The sequence below is a fragment of the Acidovorax sp. Root267 genome (genome assembly GCF_001429215.1).
GTDB lineage: Bacteria > Pseudomonadota > Gammaproteobacteria > Burkholderiales > Burkholderiaceae_C > Acidovorax > Acidovorax radicis.
The window spans coordinates 1-25,289 of sequence record NZ_LMJC01000012.1; the positions used below are offsets into that span (position 1 = coordinate 1).

Here is a 25,289-nt window from a genome sequence, read left to right on the forward strand (position 1 = left end):
ATTACGCGAGGATCTTGGCCACGACGCCAGCGCCCACGGTACGGCCACCTTCGCGGATAGCGAAGCGCAGGCCTTCTTCCATGGCGATGGGGTTGATCAGCTTCACAGTGATCGACACGTTGTCACCAGGCATGACCATTTCCTTGTCGGCTGGCAGCTCGATGGCACCAGTGACGTCGGTCGTGCGGAAGTAGAACTGAGGACGGTAGTTGTTGAAGAAAGGCGTGTGACGGCCGCCTTCGTCCTTGCTCAGAACGTACACCTCAGCGGTGAAGTGGGTGTGGGGCTTGATCGAGCCGGGCTTGCACAGCACTTGGCCGCGTTCCACGTCTTCGCGCTTGGTGCCGCGCAGCAGCAGGCCRACGTTGTCGCCAGCCTGGCCTTGGTCCAGCAGYTTGCGGAACATTTCCACGCCGGTGCAGGTGGTCTTGACGGTGTCCTTGATACCGACGATTTCGATTTCTTCGCCGACCTTGACAATACCGCGTTCGATACGRCCGGTCACCACGGTGCCGCGACCGGAGATCGAGAACACGTCTTCCACAGGCATCAGGAAGGCGCCGTCCACAGCGCGCTCTGGCGTGGGGATGTAGGTGTCCAGGGCTTCGGCCAGCTTCATGATGGCTTCTTCACCCAGAGGACCCTTGTCGCCTTCCAGGGCGAGCTTGGCRGAACCGCGAATGATCGGGGTGTCGTCGCCAGGGAAGTTGTACTTGTCGAGGAGCTCGCGCACTTCCATTTCGACGAGTTCCAGCAGTTCTTCGTCGTCCACCATGTCGCACTTGTTCAGGAACACGATGATGTAAGGCACGCCCACCTGGCGGGCCAGCAGGATGTGCTCACGGGTCTGGGGCATGGGGCCGTCAGCRGCCGAGCACACCAGAATGGCGCCGTCCATCTGGGCAGCGCCGGTGATCATGTTCTTCACATAGTCGGCGTGGCCTGGGCAGTCCACGTGGGCGTAGTGGCGGTTGGCCGTTTCGTATTCCACGTGGGCGGTGTTGATCGTGATACCGCGGGCCTTTTCTTCGGGCGCYGCATCGATCTGGTCGTATGCCTTGGCTTCGCCGCCGAACTTGGAGGACAGCACGGTAGCAATCGCTGCCGTCAGCGTCGTCTTGCCGTGGTCCACGTGGCCGATCGTGCCCACGTTGACGTGAGCATCGATCTGGTCGTATGCCTTGGCTTCGCCGCCGAACTTGGAGGACAGCACGGTAGCAATCGCTGCCGTCAGCGTCGTCTTGCCGTGGTCCACGTGGCCGATCGTGCCCACGTTGACGTGGGGCTTGGTCCGTTCGAATTTACCTTTTGCCATTTTGAATCTCCAAAGAGCAATGCCTGTGTTGGGGTTTAACGTCTGCACCCGATTGCTGGTTCGTCCCGCACAGGGCAACGGGACGGCACCGGGTCGCAGATTGCAAGAATATTGCTACTGTTTTAATAGCTGTTTGCGCTTGATAGACAAGCGCCAACGGCCATTTTTAATCAAAAATCAAGGATGAAAACCTGCCAGGGCAGGCCTTCATCCAAAGCGCATTACTTGGCGCGTGCAGCCATGATGGCTTCCGACACGTTGCGAGGCGCTTCGCTGTAGTGCTTGAATTCCATCGAGTACGTGGCGCGACCTTGCGTTGCGGAACGCAGCGTGGTCGAGTAGCCGAACATTTCCGACAGAGGCACTTCGGCGCGGATGGCCTTGCCACCGCCAGGAATGTCTTCCATGCCTTGCACCATGCCGCGGCGCGAGGACAGGTCGCCCATCACGTTGCCGGCGTAGTCTTCAGGCGTTTCCACTTCCACGGCCATCATGGGTTCAAGAATCACGGGACCAGCCTTGCGGCAGCCTTCCTTGAAGCCAAAGATGGCAGCCATCTTGAAGGCGAGTTCGTTCGAGTCCACATCGTGGTACGAACCGAAGTGCAGCGTGACCTTGACGTCCACCACGGGGTAGCCAGCCAGCACGCCTTGCGTGACGGCTTCGTTGATGCCCTTTTCGACCGCAGGGATGAATTCACGAGGAACCACACCACCCTTGATCGCGTCGACGAACTCGATGCCCTTGCCAGCTTCGTTGGGTTCGATCTTGAGCACGACGTGACCGTACTGGCCCTTACCGCCGGACTGGCGCACGAACTTGCCTTCGGCTTCTTCCACCGTCTTGCGGATGGTTTCGCGGTAGGCAACCTGGGGCTTGCCCACATTGGCTTCCACGCCGAATTCACGCTTCATGCGGTCGACGATGATTTCCAGATGCAGCTCGCCCATACCGGCGATCAGCGTCTGGCCCGATTCTTCATCGGTCTTCACGCGGAAGGATGGATCTTCAGCGGCCAGGCGTTGCAGGGCGATGCCCATCTTTTCTTGGTCGGCCTTGGTCTTGGGCTCCACAGCCTGCGTGATCACAGGCTCAGGGAACACCATGCGCTCCAGAATGATCTGGGAGTCGATGTCGCTCAGCGTTTCGCCAGTCGTCACGTCCTTCAGGCCCACGCAGGCAGCGATGTCGCCAGCGCGAATTTCTTCGACTTCCTGGCGCTCATTCGCGTGCATCTGCACGATACGGCCAATGCGTTCCTTCTTGCCCTTGATCGGGTTGTAGACGGTGTCGCCCTTGGTCAGCACGCCCGAGTACACGCGCACGAAGGTCAGCTGACCCACGAACGGGTCGGTCATCAGCTTGAATGCCAGTGCCGAGAACTTTTCGCCGTCATCCGCCTTGCGGGTCACGGGGTTTTCGTCTTCGTCGGTACCCGTCACGTCCGCGATGTCCGTGGGTGCTGGCAGGTAGTCGATGACGGCGTCCAGCATGCGCTGCACACCCTTGTTCTTGAACGCAGTGCCGCACAGCATCGGGTGGATTTCCGTGGCGATGGTGCGGGTGCGCAGACCGAACTTGATCTCGTCTTCGGAGAGGTCACCCTCTTCGAGGTACTTGTTCATCAGCTCTTCAGAGGCTTCAGCAGCAGCTTCCACCATCTTTTCGCGCCATTCCTTGGCCGATTCGAGCAGCTCAGCCGGAATTTCTTCGTAGCTGAACTTCATGCCCTGGGATGCTTCATCCCAGATGATGGCCTTCATCTTCAGCAGATCGACCACGCCGGTGAACTTGTCTTCCGCGCCAATCGGGATCACCACGGGCACGGGGTTGGCCTTCAGGCGCAGCTTCATCTGGTCATAGACCTTGAAGAAGTTGGCACCCGTACGGTCCATCTTGTTCACGAATGCCAGACGTGGCACCTTGTACTTGTTGGCCTGGCGCCAGACGGTTTCCGACTGGGGCTGCACGCCGCCCACGGCGCAGTACACCATGCAGGCGCCGTCGAGCACGCGCATGGAACGCTCCACTTCAATCGTGAAGTCCACGTGGCCGGGGGTGTCGATGATGTTGAAACGGTGCTCAGGGTAGGAGTTGTCCATACCCTTCCAGAAGCAGGTCGTGGCAGCCGAGGTGATCGTGATGCCGCGCTCTTGCTCTTGCTCCATCCAGTCCATGGTGGCAGCGCCATCGTGCACTTCACCAATCTTATGGCTCACGCCCGTGTAGAACAGGATACGTTCGGTGGTCGTGGTCTTGCCAGCGTCAATGTGGGCCGAGATACCGATATTGCGGTAGCGCTCGATGGGAGTCTTGCGAGCCATGGTGGATCCTTGGATGGGTCGTGTTATTCGGGGGACGGGGCCGCCATTGTGGCGCTGCAGCCCGTCAATTTTGTGACCGCCTCAATCGCCACAAGGCTGCAGGCAAAAATGCCGGCAGCCTTGCGCTTGACGACGAAGCGATGCGTCGATTTAGAAGCGGAAGTGGCTGAATGCCTTGTTGGCTTCGGCCATGCGGTGAACTTCGTCACGCTTCTTCATGGCACCACCACGGCCTTCGGTCGCTTCGAGCAGCTCGTTGGCCAGGCGCTGGGCCATCGACTTTTCGCCGCGCTTGCGGGCAGCTTCCTTGATCCAGCGCATCGACAGGGCCAGACGGCGCACGGGGCGCACTTCCACGGGCACCTGGTAGTTCGCACCGCCGACGCGGCGCGACTTCACTTCGACCATGGGCTTCACGTTGTTGATGGCAACGGTGAAGGCTTCCAGAGGGTCCTTGTCAGGGTGCTTCTTTTCGATCAGTTCCAGGGCACCGTAAATGATGCGCTCTGCAACAGCTTTCTTGCCGCCTTCCATGATCACGTTCATGAATTTGGACAGCTCTACATTGCCGAACTTAGGATCCGGCAGGATTTCACGTTTGGGGACTTCGCGACGACGTGGCATTTTTTCACCTCATATTGCTTCAGTTGGCATCTTTTCAGACACCGCGAGATTCATTCAGAACCCCACTTACTCGACCCACACGGAACACACCGCGCTTGGGGTCACTTCGTTTGACTGCGCCTGCCTGGCGAATCAAACACCGATGGAGACACAACCGCCAGGGCTTATTTGGCCTTTGGCTTCTTGGCACCGTACTTGGAGCGCGATTGCTTGCGGTCTTTCACGCCTTGCAAATCGAGCGAACCGCGCACGATGTGGTAACGCACACCGGGCAAGTCCTTGACACGACCGCCGCGAACCAGCACGACGCTGTGTTCTTGCAGGTTGTGGCCTTCGCCGCCGATGTAGGAAATGACTTCGAAACCGTTGGTCAGGCGAACCTTGGCGACCTTCCGCAGAGCGGAGTTAGGCTTCTTAGGCGTCGTGGTGTACACACGTGTGCACACACCGCGGCGCTGGGGAGAGTTTTCCATCGCAGGGCTCTTGGACTTGATCTTTTCGACCTCGCGCCCCTGACGGACTAGTTGATTGATGGTTGGCATGAATACGTCCCTAAACGTAAAAAACGAAAACGTGAAACCCTTCGGAATTTCCGAAAAGCCTTCTAATGTAGCAGCAAGGGTGTAAAGAGGCAAGCCGCAGCGGCTTTCTCAAAAAACCACGCCACACGGATGGCCTGAACCTGCCATTGCCGACGGCCGTCGAAAGCGCACGGCAAATGTGAGGGCAGCCGCGCAAGGGCCGCCCCGCCGCACTGGCTGCGTCCCTCTTCCCGAATGGCGCAGCCATTCGAGAGAAGGGGTGAAGGCGCGAAAGCGCCTCAGGGGGTTGCACCCTATTTAATCCAAAGCCGGATCGCGTCCCAGGCACGCCCCAGGATGCCCGCCTGCTCCACACCTTCCAGCGCCACCAGGGGCACTTCGGCCAGGGCCTGCTCGCCCAGGAGCACCTTCAGGGTGCCCACGGACTGGCCCTTGGTGAATGGAGCGACCAGCGGATCAGGGCGCGCGATCTGGGTGGTGATCTTGCCGGCGCTGCCCGCAGGCACCGCCACCACGATGGCATCCTCGCGCCCGATCTTGAGGGTGTTTTCCGTGCCCTTCCAGACGGCGGGCGTGGCCACGGGTTTGCTGGCGTCGAACAGCTTGACGGCTTCAAATGCGGTATAGCCCCAGTTCAGCAGCTTCTGGCTTTCGTTCGCGCGCGCGTTTTCGCTGGTGGCGCCGAGCACGATGGACAGCAGGCGGCGCTGGCCCACGCCCGGGAACTCACGCTTGGACGTGGCCACCAGGCAGTAGCCGGCGGCAGCAGTGTGGCCGGTCTTGAGGCCATCCACCGTCGGGTCGCGGAACAGCAGCGAGTTGCGGTTGCTGCCGTTCGACGCAGGGGTGCCCGGGTAGCTGTACTGCTTGGTGGAGTAGTAGTGCATGTACTCCGGGAAGTCCTTCATCAGCCGCGTGGCCAGCACCGAGAGGTCGCGCGCCGTGGTCGTGTGGCCGGGTTCAGTCAGGCCTTCTGGGTTCTTGTAGCTCGTGCCTTTCATGCCCAGGGCCTGGGCTTGGTCGTTCATGAGCTTGACGAAGTTCTCGGCCGTGCCGCCCACGCCCTCGGCCAGGGCCATGGTCGCGTCGTTGCCCGACTGGACGATCATGCCCTTGATGAGGTCTTCCACGGGGACCTGCATCTTGGGGTCGATGAACATGCGCGAGCCGGGCATCTTCCAGGCGCGCACGCTCACGGGCAGCTTCTGGTCCAGCGCGATTTTCTTGGCGCGCAGGGCGTCGAACACCAGGTAGCCCGTCATGAGCTTGGTCAGCGAGGCCTGCTCCACGGGGGCGTCGATGTCCTTGGCTGCCAGCACCTGATTGGCCGTTACGTCCACCAGCAGATACGTGCGCGCAGCAATTTCAGGGGGCTGGGGCGCCTGGGCAAGGGCTCCGAAGGCGGCTGTCGCCACGGCAGCAACGACGGCCAGGGATCGCAGCGCGGACAAGATTCGTTTCATGGGCAATAAGGGGCTGGAGAGGCTTAAAAAAGGAGAGGAAGAGAGGGAGGGGACGGGCCATGCGCACGGCGCGAGCGCCCGGCGAACCGGCATGGGCCAGGGCGTTCAGCCCCTCGATTGCAGGTGGCGCACCACCAGATTTTTCAAAAGCGGCAATTGTCCGTGAAAGAAATGCCCCCCTGCGGGAATGACTGTGACAGGCAGTATCTGGGGCCGTGCCCAGTCCATCACGGCGGCCAGCGGCACGGTGTCGTCGTGCTCGCCGTGCACGACCAGGGTGCGCAGATGCGCGTCGGGCGGCACGGGGGCAACGGTGAAACGGCTGGCGGCCGTGCCCACCAGCACTGCGTGGTCTACGCGGCCCTGCGGCCAAAGGGTGGCCAGCGCGTGGCTCGTGACAAACGCGCCAAACGAGAATCCCGCCAGCGCGATGCGCGGCCCGTCGGCGCCACCAGGCGCCACCTGCTCCACCACGGCCAGCAGGTCCTGCAGCTCGCCCTGGCCTTCGTCGTACACACCTTCGGTGCCACCCACACCGCGGAAATTGAAGCGCACGGCCGTCCAGCCACACTGCACAAAGGCGCGCGCCAGCGTCTGCACGACCTTGTTGTCCATGGTGCCGCCAAACAGCGGGTGGGGGTGCGCAATGATGGCCACGCCACGGGGCGCAGCAGCACCGTCAGCCAGCGTGGCAGCGTCACGCACGGCCTCGATGGCGCCTGCGGGGCCGGACAGGGTCAGGCGTTCGGTCTGGGCATTCACGGATTTACTACCAAATTAATAGCTGACAGCGCATTACAGATAAGCGCTGGGAGCCAAAATCATTCAAAAATGGAACGACGAGACGGATGGAGGCGCATTCAGCGGCCAAGTTCCGCCGGCGTGACCAGGCGCTCCACCACCTGGCCGTTCTTGAGGTGCGATTCGACGATCTCGTCGATGTCGGCGGTATCCACATAGGTGTACCAGGTGCCCTCGGGGTAGACCACCGCGACGGGGCCAGCCGCGCACCGGTCCAGGCAACCGGCCTTGTTCACGCGCACCTTGCCGGCCCCCGCCAGGCCTGCCGCCTTGACCTGGGCCTTGCAGCGGTCGAAACCCGCCTGGGCGTTGTGGTGGGCGCAGCTGTCCTCACCGTTGGTGCGTTCGTTTAGGCAGAAGAAGATGTGGCGCTGGTAGTAGCCGGGCGCTGCGGCCGGTGCGGGGGTGGTGTCGCTCATCCCTGCATTTTACGAACCCACGCCGCGAGAGAGGGGAAGGCGGCTCAGGGAGCGCCCTCTCTCCTCGACACGCGCAGCAGCACATAAAGCAGCGTGGCATAGGGCCACAGCCACCCCAGCCACTGGCCCAGGCCGTAAAAGCGGATGAACCGGCCCTGCTCCCAGATCTGCAGCGTCTGCGCAAAATAGGCGCTGGTGGGCGCCTGGTTGAGCAGCGCCAGGTGCCAGACCAGGGCCACCAGCAGCACGGCGGCGCAGGCACGCCGAGGCAGGGCCAGCAGCAGCACCGCCAGCGCCAGCGCGCCCCACACGCCCACCCGCGTGGGCAGGCCCATCCACTCCCAGGCATGCACGGGGCCCCAGCTCAGGGCCGCCGACAGCGCGGTCAGCGTGACCCCCACGGCGACAACACCCAGGGCAAACAGCGCGCGCCGGCCCACGGAGCGGATCACGCAGTAGCCCAGCAGGCACGGCGCCAGCAGGCCCAGCGTCACGCACAGCAGTTCTCCGCTGGGGGAAAGGGGGTCGAACACGGCCTCGCGCAGCGGCAGCCAGTCCAGAAAGGGGGTGTCTTCCAGCACCTCGATGAGCGCTGCCTCCAGCCGTTCCAGCACCTGCCCCAGCCCGAACGGCACGGCCGCCGGGAACAGCAGCGCCAGGGGCCACAGGGCCAGCAGCACGATGGCGCCGCTGGCGTCCTGCACAAACCAGCGCCCTCTGAAATCGCTCCAGCGGTCGATGGCGCCCAGGCGCTCCAGCAGCGCGGCGCTCAGCGCCCCCGCCAGGGTGCCCGCCGCGTTGAGCAGCAAGTCCAGATTGGAGGGCACGCGCCGGGGCAGGTAGATCTGCAGGAACTCCATGGCCAGCGACAGCAGCATGCCCACTAGCGTGGCCAGCAGCACGGCGCCACGCCCCCAGCCCGAGCGCAACATGGCCAGCACCAGCAAAAAACCCAGCGGCGCATAACCCACGACATTGGTGGCGATGTCAAAGCCCGTCCAATACGGCGGGGGCAACGGTGCCAGCAGGAACACCAGGGGGTCAATGCCCTGGGCGCGCCAACCGTCAAACGGAAACAGACTGGCAAAGACGATAAGCGCCGTGTAGATCAGCGCCAGGGGCCAGGCGGAGGTCTTGGGCACCGACACCGCTTTCAGGCTATGGGTTGTTCAGTGCGCACCGTGGCCCGCAGCGCATGCAACAGGCGCTGCACAAGCGCAGGACGCCAAGCAAGGGCCGCCCCGCAGCGAGGGCGTAGTCCCCCTGCCCGCAGTGCGCAGCGCTGCGAGAGCGGGGGGAAGTCGCACAGCACCTCAGGGGGGTGTTCCATGTCAGAACGGCTTGACCACCACCAGCACCACCGCAACCAGCAGCAGCACCACGGGCACCTCGTTGAACCAGCGGAACCACGCATGGCTCCTGCGGCTGGTGCCATCGGCCAGCTTGCGCAGCAGCACGCCGCAGGCGTGGTGGTAGCCGATCACCAGCAGCACCACCGCCAGCTTGGCGTGCATCCAGCCATTGCCAGGGCCCCGGCCGATGCCATAGCCCATCCACAGCCACGCGCCCAGCGCCAGCGCGGGCACGGCCAGCAGCGTGGTAAAGCGCAGAAGCTTCCTGGCCATGAGCAGCAGGCGGTCACGCTCGGCGGCCGAGCCCGGCGCCACCATCGCCAGGTTGACGAAGATGCGCGGCAGGTAGAAAAGACCAGCAAACCAGCTGGCCACGAAGACGATGTGAAAGGCTTTGACCCAGAGCATGGAGGCAGTTTAAGGGCCCGTGCCGGCCGCCCAGGGCCGCGCCAAAAAAAAGCCCGGCAAATCCGCCGGGCCGGGAAAGCCTGTTTTGCATCGCTGCAACCCGAGGCCCCGCTCAGGGAGGGAAAGCGGGGGGCGGCAAGCCGCCCGGCGCCAATTTAGCACCGGGCAAGGGGTGTTACAAGCGGCATTTTCAATGTGAGAGGGCGTCGCAATGATGTTTGAAACCGGCGCGCCCCATGCCAGCGCACCCGTGGATCCGGCTTCGCCGGTCCAGGGGGTGCGTCCCCCTTTGGGGGAAGCCGCGCAGCGGCTCAGGGGGATAATCTCGCGATGCATCTCCAAAGCCCTGCCCCCTTCCCCCAGAACCGCCCGCGCCGCCTGCGCCGCGATGCGTTTACGCGCAACCTGGTGCGCGAAAACGCCGTCACGCCACACGACCTGATCTACCCCGTGTTCGTACACGAGGGCCAAGGCCGCAGCGAGGCCGTGACCTCCATGCCCGGCGTGGACCGCCTGAGCCTGGATCTGCTGCTGGCGGTGGCCGAGGACTGCGTGAAACTGGGCATTCCGGTGCTGGCGCTGTTCCCGGCGATCGACCCGTCGCTCAAGACGCCCGATGGCAAAGAGGCGCTGAACCCCGACGGCCTGATCCCGCGCGTGGTGCGGGCGCTCAAGAAGGAATTCCCCGCCCTGGGCGTGATGACCGATGTGGCGCTGGACCCGTACACCAGCCACGGCCAGGACGGCGTGCTGGACGCCACCGGCTACATCATCAATGACGAGACGGTGGAGATCCTCACCGGCCAGGCACTCACGCATGCCGAGGCGGGCGTGGACATCGTCGCGCCCAGCGACATGATGGACGGCCGCATTGGCGCGATCCGCGAGGCGCTGGAGGTGCAGGGCCATATCCACACCCGCATCATGGCCTACAGCGCCAAGTACGCGAGCGCCTTCTACGGCCCCTTCCGCGACGCCGTGGGCACGCGCGGCGCCCTGGGCAAGGCCGACAAGAACGTCTACCAGATGGACCCCGGCAACAGCGACGAGGCCCTGCGCGAGGTGGCCATCGACATCGCCGAAGGTGCCGACATGGTGATGGTCAAGCCCGGCATGCCCTACCTGGACATCGTGCGCCGCGTGAAGGACGAGTTCCACGTGCCCACGTTCGCCTACCAGGTCAGCGGCGAGTACGCCATGATCAAGGCCGCTGCCGCGAATGGCTGGCTCGATCACGACGCCGTGATGATGGAAAGCCTGCTGGCCTTCAAGCGCGCAGGCGCCGATGGTGTGCTGACCTACTTTGCGCGCGATGCTGCGCGATTGCTCCGAAAATAATAGCAACTAGCGCTTAATGGACAAGCGCTAGAGGCATTTTTTATTGCTCAACCGGGGTTGCATGCGTATTTTTCACATCCACAGCGGCGGCGTCCAGGAGCTCACCGAGCTGCCCACGCAGATGCCCGCCCAGGGTTTTGTCTGGATCGCCTGCGCGCGCCCGGCCTTCCAGGCGCGGCTGGCCGAGATCCAGGCGAGCCTGCAGACCCTGGTGGGGCTGCAGCTGGTGGACCTGCACGTGTCCGACCTGCTCAACGCACAACTGCCCTCGCACTACGACTACACCTCGCAATACGACCTGCTGGTGTTCCGCCGCCTGGCCACCTTGAATGGCGACGCCCCGGACGCACCCAGCGCGGCGGGCGCCGGTGCGCCCCCATCGCTCAAACGCAGCGGCCCGCCCGTGCTGCGCCGCATCGACACCAGCCCGGTGGGTTTTGCCGTGTTCGACCAGCTGCTGCTGACCGTGCACCCCGCAGACTGCGCGGTGCGCGACGCCTATGCCACACGCCTGCTGGCCTCGCTGCCCACCAGCCCCAGCGAAGGCCGCAGCAGCCCCGTGCCCGGCGCCCGCGTGCCCACCAGCCCGGCCGACCTGATGCTGCGCGTGGTCAACCTGATGGTGGATGGCTACCTGGACCTGCGCCGCGAACTCACGCGCCAGCTCGACCACTGGCAAAACGAACTGCTCAAGCCCCGCGCACGCTACGTGAACTGGACATCGCTGCTCGAAGCCCGCCTGTCGCTGCACATGCTGGACGAGATCTGCGAAGACCAGCGCACCGCCGTGCAGGACTGGATCGACGCGCTGGAAACCTGGGCCCTGCCCGAGACCCCGCTCGGCCTGCGCGAGCTGGACCTGCTCAAGGTGCGCAGCCGCGATGTGCTGGAGCACATCGAACGTGTGGTGCACCACGTGCGCCGGCTGGAGCAAAGCACCGAAACCGCCGTGCAGATGCACTTCAGCGTGCAGAGCAACCGCACCAACGACATCATGCGCACGCTGACCGCACTGACGGCGGTGTTCCTGCCGCTCAATCTGATTGCGGGCATCTTCGGCATGAACTTCGAGTTCTTGCCGCTCATCCACAAGGCCGATGGGTTCTGGTGGGCGCTGGGGTCGATGGTGTTCATCGCCCTGTCGCTGGTGATGCTGTTCTGGCGCAAGCGGTATCTGGCGAGGACGAGGTGACCGTGCCAGCAAAAGCCCGCAGCTGACACAGCAGCACAAGCCCTTCCCGCCCGACGTTCACCGCACCAGCGGCCACGCAGCCGTCAACCTGCCAATGCCAGGGCCAGTGGTTGCCGTGCGCGAAAAGCCCATTTCGGCCCCAGACGGAAGGCCTCCAGCCTGCGCGAGGAAGCGGTAGCAAAAAAGAGGTCTTCGGACAAATGGAGGCGTTCAAATACCCGCCGCTGGCGCACCGAGCGGCGGCGCAGATCCCCCTCAAAGGCATTGCCGTCACCGCGCGATTGTTCGAACAATGCTGCCGCGCGCGCCAGGTTCTGCAGCGCTAGGGGTGTCAATGCCGGCACGGCACGCGGTGCGGACAAACGGGCCTGCGCGATAAACGGGTTTTGCCCCACCAGCAACCCCCATGGCCGACGGCCCTCGACGGGGTCGACACTCAAGGCCTCCAGCTTGGTCAAACCGAAGTCGCGCGCCAGCGTCAGCCGCACGGCCAGCCAGGGATCGGCTTGACGCACTTGCTCAATCGCCTCGCGCGCTACGGATTCACTCCCCTGCAGCGGCAGCACCAGTGAGCCCAACAGGCGCTGCGCGTGCGTATCGCCCTGGTTGGCAGCGGCATGCAGCCACGCAATGGCCTGCTCCGACTCCACCACCGAGTTCGACGCGCGCAGTATCAAAGCCCCCAGCTTGCGCTGCGCCTCGGATTGCCCAGCCATTGCCGCTTTCTCCAGGAAGAAGCGGGCCATCTGCGGGTTGGATACCGACGAGCGGTGGTCTGCATGCGTCGCGTACAGGGCAAGCCATGCATCGTCCCGGCCCGCGTCCGCAGCGCGCAACAACAAGGCCACGCCTTTGCGCAGGTTCAGCGACGTGGCCAGCCGCGCTGGCGCCAGCGTGCCGCTGTCAATTCCGCAACGCGCACGGCCCAGCAGGCACGCAGCGTCCCGATCCCCGCGTACGACAGCCAGCTCCAGACTGGCCTCAATCTGGTCAGGAGCCAGCCCGCGCAAGGAGTGTTTCTCGCGCTCGGCCCACAAGACCGCCGCCACGACCAGGTCCGACAGGGCGTGTGTCAAGCGCGGCGCCACCATCAGCGCCACCCGCAGGCAATCGACCAGTTGGTCCAGTCCCCCTTCTTCACGCGCCTGGCGCGCAGCGATCACCGCGACCTGCACCACGTCCACTGCGGCGCTGGATTGGATCGATTCCACCATCGCCTCCAGGGCGCGGTCCGAGCGTGCACCCTCCACGGCCGCCATGACCTGGCAGGCCTCGACGTGCCCGGCTGCGGCGGCGGTCTCCAGCCACGACTGCCCCGCCGTGACGGAGCTGCGCGTCAACGCCATCCACACGCCCAGCTTAAACTGCGCCAAGGGGCTTCCCGCAGCGGCAGCCTTGTGTAATGCATCTTCCTGTTTCAGGTCCAGCAAATCCTGCAGCGGCAAACTCTCTGCAATGGCACACGCGGTTTCTGGCAGCTCACGGACGCTGGGGTGTGAGAGGTACTCGATCCCCGTGGCCACATGGCGCGGGAAGCCATCGCCCCCCACCAAATAACGTCGGCCCGCTTTGCTGCGGGCGGCGGGATCGCCCTGGCGGGCCAGGGTCAGCAATTGAATGTCTTGTCGGCGCATGCTTGGCTCTCTTCAACGTGTTGCGGGGGCGGCACACCAAAGTGGCTTTTGGCACGCAAACTGGCAAACACCCCCTGCTTTGGACAGGTTTGAAGAATAGAAACGCACGCCTGACAGCGGGATTGCGCGCACATGACATCTCTGTAATGAACCGCCTGGCCTGCCCGCGACCCATGCAAAAAAGCCCGCATCCCCTGGGGGATGCGGGCCAATCGTTTACCTTGGAGACAATTGCCCATCGCAATGGGCAAGAGGAAGACCGCCTGGGGTCTTAGAACGTGTGGCGCAGGCCGAAGTCCAGGCCCTTGGAGTTGTCACCTGCACTGGTCTTGGCACCGTTCAGTGCAAGCGCAGAACCGTTCTTGTTCTTCAGGTACGCGAAGGTGGTGTACAGGGCAGTGCGCTTGGACAGGTTGTGCACGTACCCCACGGCAAACTTGTTCGCCTGCACATTGGTGTCCTGAACGCTGACGCGGGACCACGAAGCGCGGACCAGGCCAACGCTGCCCACGGGAGCCGTTGCGCCGATCATGTAGTGGCGAGCTTTCTCGTCGCGGGCCTTGGACTCATCCTGCCCAGCTTCAACCAGCAGCTTTGCCACACCGAAATCGTAAGAACCTCCGATGTTGGCATTCGTCACGTCGCCATACGCACCAAGGCTGGACACCGAGCCGTAGCTCACGCCCACATTGAGGGGGCCGTTTTCATAGCCAGCGCGCAACCCATAACCATTGCCGTCATTGGAGCCATTGGCGGCCTCGCCACGGTAGTACTGCACCTGGCCAAAGAACCCACCCAGATTCCTGGGCGTGAAGTACGACACGGAATTGCTGGTACGCGTCTGCATGGCATAGCCGTAGTTGCTGCCCAGCGAAGTCGTCTTCAGAAGAGCGCCGACGCCGTTGTCGCCGAATGCGTCGTAGATGTTGTTGTAGGTCGCAGTGAAATCACGGCCCAGGCGAACTTCGCCCCAGAGGTCATCCATCAGGCTGATGGTCGAGCGACGGTTGAAGTTGAAGGTGTTGCCGACGCCTGTACCGTCGTCCAGGTTGTAACCGGCTTCCAGCCAGAAGCCAGCCTTCATGCCACCACCAAGATCTTCAATACCTCGAAAACCGAGGCGGTTGGAAGCCAGACCGCCGCTGCCCACGCTGGTCCGGTTCGTCTCACTGCCGCGGCCCACCTGAACCGCCACGTCGGCCACGCCAAACAGCGTGACAGACGATTGTGCATAAGAGGTTGCGCTGATGGCTGCAAGCACAGCCAATGTGGCGAATTTTTTCATGGTCATCCTTGTTAAGTGGGTTCAATCGGAGTCATGTCCCACGCCTTGTTGGCAGGACATGGTGCAAGCGTAGGCATTGCACCCTCGTGCCCACAGACCGCAGAGCGCAATCACGGGGGACATGCATGCACCCCCCCCTCGGTTTGGGACAACGCCGTTTCACAGGTGCCACACTCCCTCCGAATTGAAAAGCTGTTTGCAATCCCCCGGGAGGCGTGCAGCGGTTTGGCGGGATGGGTACGCCAGACACGGTGTGCAGTAGATAGCTTGGACGTGCAAAACCGCTGCAACAGCAGAGACCGACTGCAAACACCACGGCCCGAAAGGTTGCCGCGAAATCGGGTGATGGGACACAACCGCTGATTGCACAAGGGCTAGCGCAAACGGCGCACCAGAAGCATCCGCGAGGATCATGGTCGCGCTCCAAACCAATCCTCCCGCGAGACCGCACACAAGCTCTCACGACTGTTCGTGAATTCGCAACAGTGCATTTCGATCCAGCAAGCTTCTCAAATCCACACGCACCTTCAACAATCCACCAAAGTCAATCCGCAGCTTCCCTCCGTCAGTCTGCACTCCACCTTTTTGTCCCTTGAGAAACCGCCGGGATCTCGTCACATGCGCTTGCTTTCTATTGAAGACGAACGATCAACCGCTGCTTACCTGTACAAGGGCTTGACCGAGCATGGCCATGTCGTAGACACGGCATTCGACGGGGTGGAAGGCCTGCACCTGGCCACCTCAGGGCACTACGACCTTATCCTGCTCGATGTGGGGCTGCCGGGCGCCAGCGGCTGGGATGTGCTGCAGGGCATTCGCACACAACAACAGACACCGGTGTTTTTCATATCGGGCCGCGACGAGGTCGAAGATCGCGTCAAGGGGCTGCTGCTGGGTGCCGACGACTACATGGTCAAGCCCTTTGCGTTTTCCGAACTGCTGGCACGCATCCAGGTGGTGGCGCGCCGCCGCGCCCCCATGTCCGCACCAGAGGGCGTGCTGCGCGTGGGCGAGCTGGAGGTCGATACCGCGCGCCGGCGCGTCAAGCGAGGCACGCTGCGCATTGACCTCACCACCCAGGAGTTCGTGCTACTGGACTACCTGGCCCGCCATGCCGGGCAGGTCGTGTCGCGCACCCTGATCGCGCAAAACGTGTGGGACATGCACTTTGACAGCGACACCAATGTGGTCGATGTGGCGGTGCGCCGACTGCGCGCCAAGATCGACGAGCCCTTCGCCGAGAAGCTCATTCACACCGTCAGGGGCGTCGGCTATGTCCTCGAACTCCGAAACAACGCCTAGGGCGAGGACTTTCCTGCGGCGCTCTCTGCCCCTGAAGATCGCGCTGGCGATTTCTTCGATCACCCTGCTGTTGATCACGGCCAGCTTCTGGATGGTGATCTACCTGCTGGGCCAGGATTTCAACGACCTCCAGCCTCTGCTCGCCAGCAACGGAGGCATGGTCCATATCCCTGCAGAGGATTTGCACGCGCGGGGCCATGCCTTTGCCCTGCGCTCATGGCGTGTTTTTGCCATCACGCTGGGCGTCGGCGCGCTGGCCGCGAGCCTCTTCGCTTGGTGCACGGCCAGGCTCATCCTGTCCTCGGCCCACCGCCTGGCCAACACGGCCAACCGCATCAGCGCCCACGCCTTGCACGAACGGCTGGCCCCCGAGAACAACATTGCCGAGCTGGAACCCGTGGCCCGCGCGTTCAACCACATGCTCGACCGGCTGCAGGATTCCTTCACCCGCCTGTCGGGTGTGTCGTCCGACATTGCGCACGATCTGCGCACTCCCATCCACCGCCTCCTGATGGTTGCCCAGGTGACGCTGGACCGCCCCCGCAGTGCGGAGGAATACCGTGCGGTGATCGAGTCGGCCGTGCCAGCGTATGAGCGCATGGGGCGGATGATCGAGAACATCCTGTTCCTCGCGCGCGCCGAGAGCCAGCAAAGCGCCGTTCATGCCACCTTCATCCCGCTGGAGCAACGGCTGGGGGCCACCGCAGCCTTCTTCGAACTGCTCGCCCAGGAGCGGGGTTTGGAGCTGGCGCTCCAGGTGGACCAGAGCGCCCATGTCTGGGCTGATGACACCCTGCTCACCCGCGCCACCGGCAACCTGCTGACCAATGCCATTCGCCATGCCCGCCCAGGCAGCACGGTTGCGCTCTCAGGATCGGTGGCATCGAATGGTGGCTGCCATATTTCGGTCTCCAACGAGGGCGAACCCATCGCCCTCCAGCACCAAGCCAGGATTTTTGAACGCGCATACCGGGTCGAAAGTCAGAGCAACGAAGAAGCACCCGGCGTTGGCCTGGGGCTGGCCATCGTAAAAAGCACAATGGAATTACATGGAGGCTTGGTCTACGTGCGCAGCGCCCCAGGCCATCCGACGGTGTTCACCCTGTGGTTCCCGCCACCGCCGCCGCGTGCACCGGGGGCTGGGCCATCGCGCGGGCGTATCAGCCGGTAGCACGGGGTGCGATCGGGGCTGGGACCGTGGGTCGCAAGATCAGCGCAGCGCCGTGACGCCAAACAACCCCACCCCGTTGTCCCACGCCACCTTGCGCGCCACATCGGTAGGCAGGCCGCCCAGCCACTGGCGGTAGCCCTGCATCAGGTTTTCGTAGTGCTGCCAGCGCTGGTTGACCCAGGTGTCCGAGCCGATCACGAAGCGCGTGGGGTACTTGAGCAGCAGCGCACGCCAAGCGGGGCACAACTGGTTGTCGTCGCACACCAAGCCGGGGCGGTACGAGAGTTCGCCCACCAGGCCGGGGTAGCGCGCCATCAGCGCATCCACCCGCTCCACCGGCGCGCCGCCGATGCCGGTGTGGGCCCAGATCAGGCGCGCCTTCTGGCCCTTCGACGGGGTGTGGGCCATCAGCAGGTCGATGGCGACATCATCCACATGGGCCAGCACCACCAGGTCACGCTCTTCGGCCAGGGCCATGAGCTTCTGGGCCACGGGGCCGTTGGCATTGGCGCTGTCGTACAGGTGGAACTCGCCAATGCCCCGATACGGCCCCGCCGCCGTGCCGCGCGCCAGCTCGGTCTGCACCATGGTGTAGATGCTCTCGTCGGCAAACCAGCCGGTGTAGTCCGCCCGGTTGCGGTACAGCCGCACAAAGGGCACGACGGTGACACCCGCCTCACGCGTCTGCGGCAGGCCCGCCAGGGTGAGCGAACCCGCGTTGGGCCGCGAATTGGCCACGATGGCGCGCACGCCGCTGGCCTTCATGCGCGCGAGCACATCGGCGGGCGGGTGGGGGCCGGTTTTGCCGTCCCACGCTTCCTCGTTGTAGTGCAGGTGCGCATCGAACAGGGGGCCGGTGTAGTCGGCCGCGTGGGCCTGAAATCCAAATGCTATTAAAACAATAGCTGCCATCGATTTACAGGCAAGCGGTAGCGGCCAAATTTGCCTCAAAACCTGGATATACGTCGAACTCGCCATGGCGGCCTCCAAACATTGAGCAGTTCATCGCTGCGCCCTGGCGCCTGCAATGGGCGCGCCCCCGCCAGAGACGCCAAACAAGGGCCGCCCCGCAGCGACGGCGTCGTCCCCCTTGGGGGAAGGCGCGCAGCGCCTCAGGGGGGATTCCAATTCATGCGAGGTGTTTGTCGAAGAACGCCAGGGTGCGATCACGCGCCGTCATGGCCGCAGGCTCGTCGTAGCTGCCGCGTTGGTCGCAGTTGAAGCCATGGTCGGCTGCGTAGATGTGCACCTCGGCACCCGGCTGTGCGCGGGCAAAAGCCTGCACGCTATCCACCGGGATCCAGTGGTCGCGCTCGCCAAAGTGGGCCAGCACGGGCACGCGGGGCTGGCGCGCGGCTTCGTCGGGGCTGGTCATGCCGCCGCCGTAGTAGGGCACGGCGGCCGACAGGCCGGTGAGCGTACAAGCCGCACGCCAGGTGAGCAGTCCACCCCAGCAAAAGCCCACGATGCCCACCTTGCGGCCGCTTTGCGCAGCGGCGTAGTCGATAGCGGCCTGGATGTCGGGCATCACGCCAGGGGCGGGCAGCGCCTCCACCGCCGTCTTCAGGCCCATGCCGGCCTGCATGTCGTCGCCGGTGTAGCCCAGTTCCACGCCGGGTTTCACACGGTGGAAGGTCGAAGGCGCCACCGCCAGGTAGCCACGTGCCGCGAAGCGGTCGGCCACGGCGCGGATGTGGGAGTTCACGCCAAAAATCTCTTGCAGCACCACTACGGCGCCACGCGGTGCGGCATCGGGCTGGGCCACCCAGGCCGGAAATACAAAACCGTCACCCGAAGTCAGATCGACAAACTGTCCCATGCTGCAATCTCCTTGATAAAAAATGCGCTGGAGTGGCGGTGCACCTGCTGCAAACCGCTGCCCGCAGCACCCAGAACCTGTTCCAATGCGCCATTCTTGCAGGAGACCCCGATTTCATGGACAAGATCGCCTTAATCACCGGTGCCAGCCGAGGCATTGGCGCTGCCACCGCCCTACTGGCGGCACGCCAAGGCTGGGCGGTGGCGGTGAACTACCAGGGCAACCAGGCCGCCGCCGATGCGGTGGTGCAGCAGATCCGCGCCGCAGGCGGCACCGCACTGGCCGTGCAGGCCGATGTGGCTGACGAAGCCCAGGTACTGGCCATGTTTGCCACCATCGACGCGCAACTGGGCCGCATCACCGCACTGGTAAACAACGCAGGCGTGGTGGACACCACCCAGCGGGTGGACGAGATGAGCGTGGCGCGCCTGCGCCGCATGTTCGACATCAACGTGATCGGCAGCTTCATCTGCGCCCGCGAGGCTGTGCGCCGCATGAGCACGCACCATGGCGGCGCTGGCGGGGCCATCGTCAATGTCTCCAGCGCCGCGTCACGCCTGGGTTCGGCCCACCAGTATGTGGACTACGCGGCGGCCAAGGGCGCCATCGACACCTTCACCGTGGGCCTGGCGCGCGAGGTGGCGGCCGAAGGCATCCGCGTGAACGCCGTGCGCCCGGGCCTCATCGAGACCGACATCCACGCCAGCGGCGGCCTGCCCGACCGCGTGCGCGACCTGGCCCACCAGGTGCCCATGTTGCGCGGCGGCACGGCCGAAGAGGTGGCCGAGGCCATCGTGTGGCTGATGTCGGATGCTTCGCCTTACACCACCATGTCCCTTTTAGAAGTCTCCGGAGGCCGTTAATGGATCTCAAACCGCTCATTACCTTGCTGGCCATCGTGAACCCGCTGGCCATCGTTCCGTTCTTCATCCACTACACCCAGGGCTTTTCGTACGCGCAGCGGCGCCGCACCATCCGGGTGGCCAGCTTCAGCGTGTTCTGCGTGATTGCGGCCTGTGCGCTGCTGGGCCTGCAGATCCTCGACTTTTTCAACATCTCGTTGCAGAGCTTTCAGGTGGGCGGCGGCATGCTGCTGCTCATCAGCGCGATGAACATGCTCAACGCCCAGCCCGCTGAGGCCAAGCCCAGCACCAATGAATACGAAGAAGGAGCCGAGAAGGCAGCAGCGGGCAGCAGCATTGCCGTGGTGCCACTCACCATCCCGCTGCTCACCGGCCCGGCCAGCATGTCCACCGTGGTGATCTATGCCGACCGCGCGCAAGGCGTGTGGCAGACCGCCACGCTGGTGGGCTACGGCGTGGTCATCGCGCTGGCCACCGCGGTGTGTTTTTCGCTGGCCGACCCGATTGCGCGCGTACTGGGCAAGACCGGCATCAACGTGATGACCCGGCTGATGGGCCTGATCCTGGCCGCGCTGGCGGTGGAGGTGATGGCCGACGGGCTGGGCAAGATTTTCCCCGTACTGATCGCGCGCTGACCGTCCATGTCTGCCCGGCTGCTGCTCCTCGAAGACGACCCCGCTATTGCCCGCACCGTGGCCTATGCGCTGGAACGCGACGGGCTGCTGGTGACGCACAGCCTGCTGGTGAACGATGCGCGCCAGCAGCTGCAGCGCGCACGTTTTGACCTGCTGGTGCTGGACGTGGGCCTGCCCGACGGCAGTGGACTGGACCTGCTGCGCGACGTGCGCAATGCGCCGCCCACCGCCGCCCTGCCCGTGCTCATGCTCAGCGCCCACGGCGAAGAAATCGACCGCGTGCTGGGCCTGGAACTGGGCGCCGATGACTACCTGACCAAACCCTTCAGCCCGCGCGAACTGGCCGCGCGCGTGAAGGCGCTGCTACGCCGCGCGGGTCACGGAAACGGCAACGGCCACCCGGCAGCGCCCGCCGCCACGGCCGCCGCACTGTTCCACGACGACGAGACGGGCCAGCGCATCAGCCTGCGCGGCCAGGCCCTGCCACTGACCCGGCGCGAGTACCGCCTGCTGTCCCACCTGCTGCGCGGCGCAGGCCGCATCCACTCGCGCGACGCCCTGCTGGCCGCCGCCTGGGGCGACGACAGCGAAAGCACCGACCGCACGGTGGACACGCACATCAAGACCCTGCGCGCCAAGCTGCGCGAGCTGGACCCAGCGCGCGAATACATCAGCACGCACCGGGGCATGGGGTATTGCATCGATCTTTGATTCCCAATGGGCCCGTCGGTTGAGTCCATGCAAATGCACGTACTTACGGGTGAAGGAAATGGAGCCCCGCGCACCACGCTGGAATGGAGCGTGACGATCCAAGTGACAACCTCACCGCATGGAACGTGGGCAACCCCCTCGGCACCCAAAGATGCAGTGCGCACCCAGACCGTGCCCTCAAGCGAGAGAGCGTCCAAGGCATCCCCTCAACAGGCATCCACAACTCCGCCGCTACTCACGACCCAGGGTGTGCAGGCCATATCCTGCCTGCCACTGAAAACTGTGCACGCTTGGGCAGCAGGCTGGACGGGCGGGTCACCCGGTGGGTTGGGGATGCAGAGGCTGAGCAACGCTGCGCCCTGAGCGCCCCAGCCCTGCAGGCCTCAGAAACGATGGCGAATCGACAGTGCCAGGCTATTGACGTCTTTTCCGGGCGCTGCCGCAACGCCACCCAGAAATCCGTTGCCGCCCAACATGTCTTGCGACGTGTTCTTGTTGTTCAGGTGTGTGAGTACGGCATTCAGGTCGGTGCGCTTGGACAGTGCATAGGTGTAAGCCACCCCATACGACGCACGATCCGCATTGAACGGGCGTTTGTCGTTCATGTTGTTGTACGCCACGGTCACTGCGTGCACGCCGCTGGTGATGCGGTAGCCAACCTGGAACAGGCGTGCGTCTTGCCGGAAACCTTGAATGAAGGCGTTTTGCACCAGGCCGGCCACTGGTGCCGTGGCAGGGTTGGCAGACAGGACTGCGGAAATGCCGGACAGGTTGGTGGGATGGTCGTCCTTGATGACGCTGAATTGGCCCGACAGGGTGCCCGGCCCGACATCCAGCGTCGCGCCGAGGACAGCGGTCGTCAGCGACTTTTCACCCAGTTCGTTGTTGCGTGTGTTGTAACCGCCGCCGAACGAATAGCCGTTGCCGTTGTACATGGCCATGGCACCCCACAGCCGCCCAGCGCTCGAACGGCCAGCGACTTCCCCGGCTGCGTACATCGCGGTGGCGGTGAATCCGTTCAATTGCAGACCGTACTGGAGTGAGTTGTTCACGCGGATATCGAACGAAGCCGGAATCGCCACCAACTGTCCCAGTGACAGGCTGGACTCGGTCTTCATCGCGTCAAAGTTGGCGTTGGCCAAGTAGCCCGGTGTGTACTGTCGCCCGAATGTGAAGGCACCGAACGGGGTGATCAGGCCGGTGAATACTTGCCGATCAAAGAAGTTGTTGCCCAAGTTGACGCCCACGGAACTACCGATCTGGGCGGCCACTGCGGACACAGCAGGCTGAAGCGCAGCGGGCAGGCCCAACGATCCAGCGTTGCTGAGTCGGTCCGGCAGCCGCCCTTGGGAAATGGGGCGGTTGCCCAGTGCGCCGGTGTCAGCTTCGAGCCGCGATTCGAGCGTGAAGACGGCGCGGTATCCACCGCCCAGGTCTTCATTTCCCTTGAATCCGAGGCGCGAACCTTGCATGTTCCCACTGGTAAGGCTGGTCTTAGAGCCGCCGGGTGCTCCGGTGACATGGTGGATGCCAACGTCGACGATGCCGTACATCGTCACACTGCTCCCGTCAGCCGCGCTTTGCGCCATGCCAAACGACGAAAAGCACCCAAGCACGGCCGCTGATAGGGCACGCATTTTGTTCATAACTTGTCTCCTGTTGCTGCATGAAATTGGCAGAAGCCCACGCCACACCGTGGGCAGCTCCGGGTTCAGCCTAGGTGACATGTCTCAAGCGGTAACAGCGGGTAGCACGGGATCGCTGGAGCAGCCCGGTCGTACCGACCTGTTTTCGAGCGAAAACGTTGCGCGCTTGCAACTTAGTTAGGCCACACAACAGGCTTTGCGTCCCCACGGTGCATCCCGTGCCAGATGGCAAGGACTGCGTCGCAGCATCACGCACAGGAAGCCCGCATCGCGCTTCCTGGCCAAATTCACCTTGCGATTCAACCGCCTGTACGATCTGAGCAGCATGTCCGCCAGGCGTGCTACGCACTACCCGTCCCCCACATCGTCTTGCTCCATACCGATACTCAGCGCTTCTGAAACGCTTTGCCGGTCAAGATTTTTTAAGAGAACTGCCCCATGCGCCTGGGCATCCGCCTGCTGTTCGCCTTCTTCCTGATCAACGGCATCGCCGCGTTTTTTGTGCTGCGCGTGTTCATGGCCGAGATCAAACCCAGCGTGCGCGAGGTGATGGAGGACATGATGGTGGACACGGCCAACATCCTGGCCGAGCTGGCCAGCGATGACCTGGCGGCCGGGCGGCTGGCGACGGGGGCCGACAACAGCAGCCACAGCCCGTTTGCGCAGCATGTGCGCCGCTATGCCACGCGGCCCATCGACGCAGCGATCTGGGGGTTTTCCAAGCAGTCGCTGGACTACCGCATCTACGTGACCGACACCACGGGACGTGTGCTGTTCGACTCCGAAAACCGCGCCATCGGCGCCGACTACTCGCAGTGGCGCGACGTGGCCCGCACGCTGCGGGGCGAGTACGGCGCGCGCTCCACGCGCGATGTGGAGGACGACGACACCAGCGGCGTGATGCATGTGGCCGCCCCCATCTATGTGCAGGCGCCCGAGGGCCGCAAGATCGCCGGTGTGTTGACCGTGGCCAAACCCACGCGCACCGTGCAGCGCTTCATCGACCGCGCCGAGCAAAAGGTGTTCATGGGCGGGCTGCTGCTGCTGGCCCTCTCGGCAGCCGTGGGCGTGGCGGTGACGCTGTGGATGGTGTGGAACGTGCGCCGCCTGCGCGACTACGCCTTGAGCGTGCAGGGCCCGGCCGATGGCGAGCGCCATGATCCCGGCACCCCGCCCACCACGGCGCTGGCCGTGCCCGAGGTGCCGGGCGAACTGGGAGACCTGGCCCGCGCCATGGACCGCATGCGCGCTCGGCTGGAAGGGCGCGACTACATCGAAGGCTATGTGCGCGCCCTCACGCACGAACTCAAAAGCCCCGTGGCCGCCATCCGCGGCGCGGGCGAGCTGCTGCAGGACGACCTACCCACCGCCGACCGCGCCGAATTCGCGACCCAGGTGGTGCAGCAAAGCGAGCGCCTGCAGCGCATCATCGACCGCCTGCTGGAGCTGTCCAAACTGGAGCAGCGCCACCACGCCGAGGGCCGCGCGCCCGTGGCCCTGCAGGCCTGCGCCGAGGCCGCCATCGGCCAGGCGCGCGCGCGCGCTGCGCAACGCGGCATCACCCTGGCCCTGGTGGGCGCGGGCCGCAGCGGCCCGTGGGAAGCCGAGCTGGTGACCATGGCGCTGACCAATTTGCTCGACAACGCCATCGACTTTGCGCCCGCAGGCAGTACGGTGCAGGTGGAACTGGACAGCGCCACCGTGGCCGTGCGGGACAGTGGCCCGGGCGTGCCCGACTACGCGCTGCCCCGGCTGGGCGAACGCTTCTTCACCACGGCACGGCCGGGCGGAGATCGCAGCGGATCGGGCCTGGGGCTGGCCATCGTCAAGCGCGTGATGGCGCTGCACGGGGGGCAGATGGTGGTGCGCAACACAGCGCCCGGACTGTGGGTGGCACTGGAGTTTCCCGCCAGCTAATGCGAGCGGCGCAGGTGCACGGCCAGGGCCACCACCAGCAAGGCCAGCGCCACCCCATCCACCCGCACGACCATCACCAGTGGAGCGCTGAGGCCGCTGCCCCGCTGCAGCCACGACAGCAGCAGAAAAGACACCACGCTCACCAGCCCCGCCACCAGGGCCAGCCGATGGAGTTCGGCTCGCGTGGCGGCATACCCCATGAAGGCGGCCAGCAGCCCGAAAAGGACGGCCCGGTGCCGCAGCAGCAACTCCACGCCTGCATCCTGCACCGGGGTGCCGTACAGCTGCGCCAGCTTGCCCGCCCCCAGCACGCCCACCAGCGGCAGGGCATGGACCACTGCCACCAAGACCAGAACCACCGGAACCACATGACGCATGCCGAACCCCTCGTTGCAATGCGCCGTTTGTAGGCGCAAGGGGCGCGGCCGTCGATGACCTGGCAGGTCATGGCGATACGGGCAGCCCCGACTTCACACTGGCCTCACAAACTTCATAGCGCCCTCACACCGGGCCACAACACTGCCCCCA

At 64.3% G+C, this 25,289-nt stretch carries 23 protein-coding genes; 8 read left to right on the forward strand and 15 right to left on the reverse strand.

The window, feature by feature from the left end; genetic code table 11:
* Nucleotide 1: 1 nt before the first annotated feature.
* From tuf to ASE39_RS09600, 9 genes are all read right to left on the reverse strand, one after another.
* The gene (gene tuf, locus ASE39_RS09560; RefSeq protein ID WP_082615384.1) at nt 2-1,315 is read right to left on the reverse strand and encodes an elongation factor Tu; all 1,314 of its coding nucleotides are present in this window, start codon (nt 1,313-1,315) and stop codon (nt 2-4) included.
* A 221-nt stretch (nt 1,316-1,536) separates the two neighbouring features.
* Nucleotides 1,537-3,639 carry an elongation factor G gene (gene fusA / locus ASE39_RS09565; RefSeq protein ID WP_010467140.1) on the reverse strand — a complete coding sequence of 701 codons (2,103 nt, stop codon included), beginning with the start codon at nt 3,637-3,639 and terminating at the stop codon, nt 1,537-1,539.
* Between the two features lie 150 nt (nt 3,640-3,789).
* Nucleotides 3,790-4,263: a 30S ribosomal protein S7 gene (rpsG, locus tag ASE39_RS09570; RefSeq protein WP_005798541.1), complete on the reverse strand. Its 474-nt coding sequence runs from the start codon at nt 4,261-4,263 to the stop codon at nt 3,790-3,792.
* A 164-nt stretch (nt 4,264-4,427) separates the two neighbouring features.
* On the reverse strand, nt 4,428-4,805 hold the full coding sequence (gene rpsL, locus ASE39_RS09575) for a 30S ribosomal protein S12 (RefSeq protein ID WP_007851137.1): 378 nt from the start codon (nt 4,803-4,805) through the stop codon (nt 4,428-4,430).
* Nucleotides 4,806-5,098: 293 nt separating this feature from the next.
* Nucleotides 5,099-6,268, reverse strand: coding sequence for a D-alanyl-D-alanine carboxypeptidase family protein (locus ASE39_RS09580; protein WP_057271001.1), 1,170 nt, complete (start codon nt 6,266-6,268; stop codon nt 5,099-5,101).
* A 105-nt stretch (nt 6,269-6,373) separates the two neighbouring features.
* A complete protein-coding gene (locus tag ASE39_RS09585) occupies nt 6,374-7,030 on the reverse strand; it encodes an alpha/beta hydrolase (protein WP_057271002.1) in 657 nt (218 codons plus the stop codon).
* A 98-nt stretch (nt 7,031-7,128) separates the two neighbouring features.
* A complete protein-coding gene (locus ASE39_RS09590) occupies nt 7,129-7,488 on the reverse strand; it encodes a ferredoxin (RefSeq protein ID WP_010467130.1) in 360 nt (119 codons plus the stop codon).
* A 44-nt stretch (nt 7,489-7,532) separates the two neighbouring features.
* The gene (locus ASE39_RS09595; protein WP_029414397.1) at nt 7,533-8,630 is read right to left on the reverse strand and encodes a VanZ family protein; all 1,098 of its coding nucleotides are present in this window, start codon (nt 8,628-8,630) and stop codon (nt 7,533-7,535) included.
* A 189-nt stretch (nt 8,631-8,819) separates the two neighbouring features.
* Nucleotides 8,820-9,248 carry a CopD family protein gene (locus ASE39_RS09600; protein WP_057271003.1) on the reverse strand — a complete coding sequence of 143 codons (429 nt, stop codon included), beginning with the start codon at nt 9,246-9,248 and terminating at the stop codon, nt 8,820-8,822.
* Nucleotides 9,249-9,578: 330 nt separating this feature from the next.
* On the opposite strand from ASE39_RS09600, the gene hemB reads away from it, so the two are divergent.
* Both hemB and ASE39_RS09610 read left to right on the forward strand, forming a co-directional pair.
* The gene (gene hemB / locus ASE39_RS09605) at nt 9,579-10,586 is read left to right on the forward strand and encodes a porphobilinogen synthase (protein ID WP_010467124.1); all 1,008 of its coding nucleotides are present in this window, start codon (nt 9,579-9,581) and stop codon (nt 10,584-10,586) included.
* A gap of 61 nt (nt 10,587-10,647) precedes the next feature.
* Nucleotides 10,648-11,778, forward strand: a complete 1,131-nt coding sequence (locus ASE39_RS09610) for a magnesium transporter CorA family protein (protein ID WP_057228427.1) — start codon at nt 10,648-10,650, stop codon at nt 11,776-11,778.
* A gap of 83 nt (nt 11,779-11,861) precedes the next feature.
* On the opposite strand, the gene ASE39_RS09615 is transcribed toward ASE39_RS09610, so the two are convergent.
* Together ASE39_RS09615 and ASE39_RS09620 are read right to left on the reverse strand one after the other, a co-directional pair.
* A complete protein-coding gene (locus tag ASE39_RS09615; RefSeq protein WP_140426283.1) occupies nt 11,862-13,412 on the reverse strand; it encodes a sel1 repeat family protein in 1,551 nt (516 codons plus the stop codon).
* 271 nt (nt 13,413-13,683) lie between these two features.
* Entirely contained in the window at nt 13,684-14,697 is a 1,014-nt protein-coding gene (locus ASE39_RS09620; RefSeq protein ID WP_057228604.1) for a porin, read from the reverse strand.
* Nucleotides 14,698-15,315: 618 nt separating this feature from the next.
* On the opposite strand from ASE39_RS09620, the gene ASE39_RS09625 reads away from it, so the two are divergent.
* Complete coding sequence (locus ASE39_RS09625; RefSeq protein WP_057228422.1) at nt 15,316-15,999, forward strand: heavy metal response regulator transcription factor; 684 nt, start codon at nt 15,316-15,318, stop codon at nt 15,997-15,999.
* On the forward strand, nt 15,971-17,170 hold the full coding sequence (locus tag ASE39_RS09630) for a heavy metal sensor histidine kinase (protein ID WP_158004179.1): 1,200 nt from the start codon (nt 15,971-15,973) through the stop codon (nt 17,168-17,170). Before ASE39_RS09625 ends, ASE39_RS09630 begins: the two co-directional genes overlap by 29 nt.
* Nucleotides 17,171-17,209: 39 nt before the next feature.
* Here ASE39_RS09630 and ASE39_RS09635 read toward each other — a convergent pair whose 3' ends face one another.
* Nucleotides 17,210-18,082 carry an amidohydrolase gene (locus tag ASE39_RS09635; RefSeq protein ID WP_057271004.1) on the reverse strand — a complete coding sequence of 291 codons (873 nt, stop codon included), beginning with the start codon at nt 18,080-18,082 and terminating at the stop codon, nt 17,210-17,212.
* Between the two features lie 217 nt (nt 18,083-18,299).
* Nucleotides 18,300-18,989: a dienelactone hydrolase family protein gene (locus ASE39_RS09640; RefSeq protein ID WP_057271005.1), complete on the reverse strand. Its 690-nt coding sequence runs from the start codon at nt 18,987-18,989 to the stop codon at nt 18,300-18,302.
* Between the two features lie 116 nt (nt 18,990-19,105).
* Between ASE39_RS09640 and ASE39_RS09645 the strand changes: the two genes are divergently transcribed.
* From ASE39_RS09645 to ASE39_RS09655, 3 genes are read left to right on the forward strand one after another with little or no spacing between them, the layout of a single operon-like run.
* A complete protein-coding gene (locus tag ASE39_RS09645) occupies nt 19,106-19,852 on the forward strand; it encodes an SDR family oxidoreductase (protein WP_057271425.1) in 747 nt (248 codons plus the stop codon).
* A complete protein-coding gene (locus ASE39_RS09650; RefSeq protein ID WP_057228413.1) occupies nt 19,852-20,487 on the forward strand; it encodes a MarC family protein in 636 nt (211 codons plus the stop codon). The genes ASE39_RS09645 and ASE39_RS09650 overlap by 1 nt, the downstream gene beginning before the upstream one ends.
* 6 nt (nt 20,488-20,493) lie before the next feature.
* Nucleotides 20,494-21,198, forward strand: a complete 705-nt coding sequence (locus ASE39_RS09655) for a winged helix-turn-helix domain-containing protein (RefSeq protein WP_057228411.1) — start codon at nt 20,494-20,496, stop codon at nt 21,196-21,198.
* A gap of 383 nt (nt 21,199-21,581) precedes the next feature.
* On the opposite strand, the gene ASE39_RS09660 is transcribed toward ASE39_RS09655, so the two are convergent.
* Nucleotides 21,582-22,844, reverse strand: coding sequence for a porin (locus ASE39_RS09660; protein WP_057271006.1), 1,263 nt, complete (start codon nt 22,842-22,844; stop codon nt 21,582-21,584).
* A gap of 438 nt (nt 22,845-23,282) precedes the next feature.
* Between ASE39_RS09660 and creC the strand changes: the two genes are divergently transcribed.
* On the forward strand, nt 23,283-24,761 hold the full coding sequence (gene creC / locus ASE39_RS09665) for a two-component system sensor histidine kinase CreC (protein WP_057271007.1): 1,479 nt from the start codon (nt 23,283-23,285) through the stop codon (nt 24,759-24,761).
* Here creC and ASE39_RS09670 read toward each other — a convergent pair.
* Complete coding sequence (locus ASE39_RS09670) at nt 24,758-25,138, reverse strand: hypothetical protein (RefSeq protein ID WP_010467105.1); 381 nt, start codon at nt 25,136-25,138, stop codon at nt 24,758-24,760. The genes creC and ASE39_RS09670 overlap by 4 nt on opposite strands.
* Nucleotides 25,139-25,289: the final 151 nt, after the last annotated feature.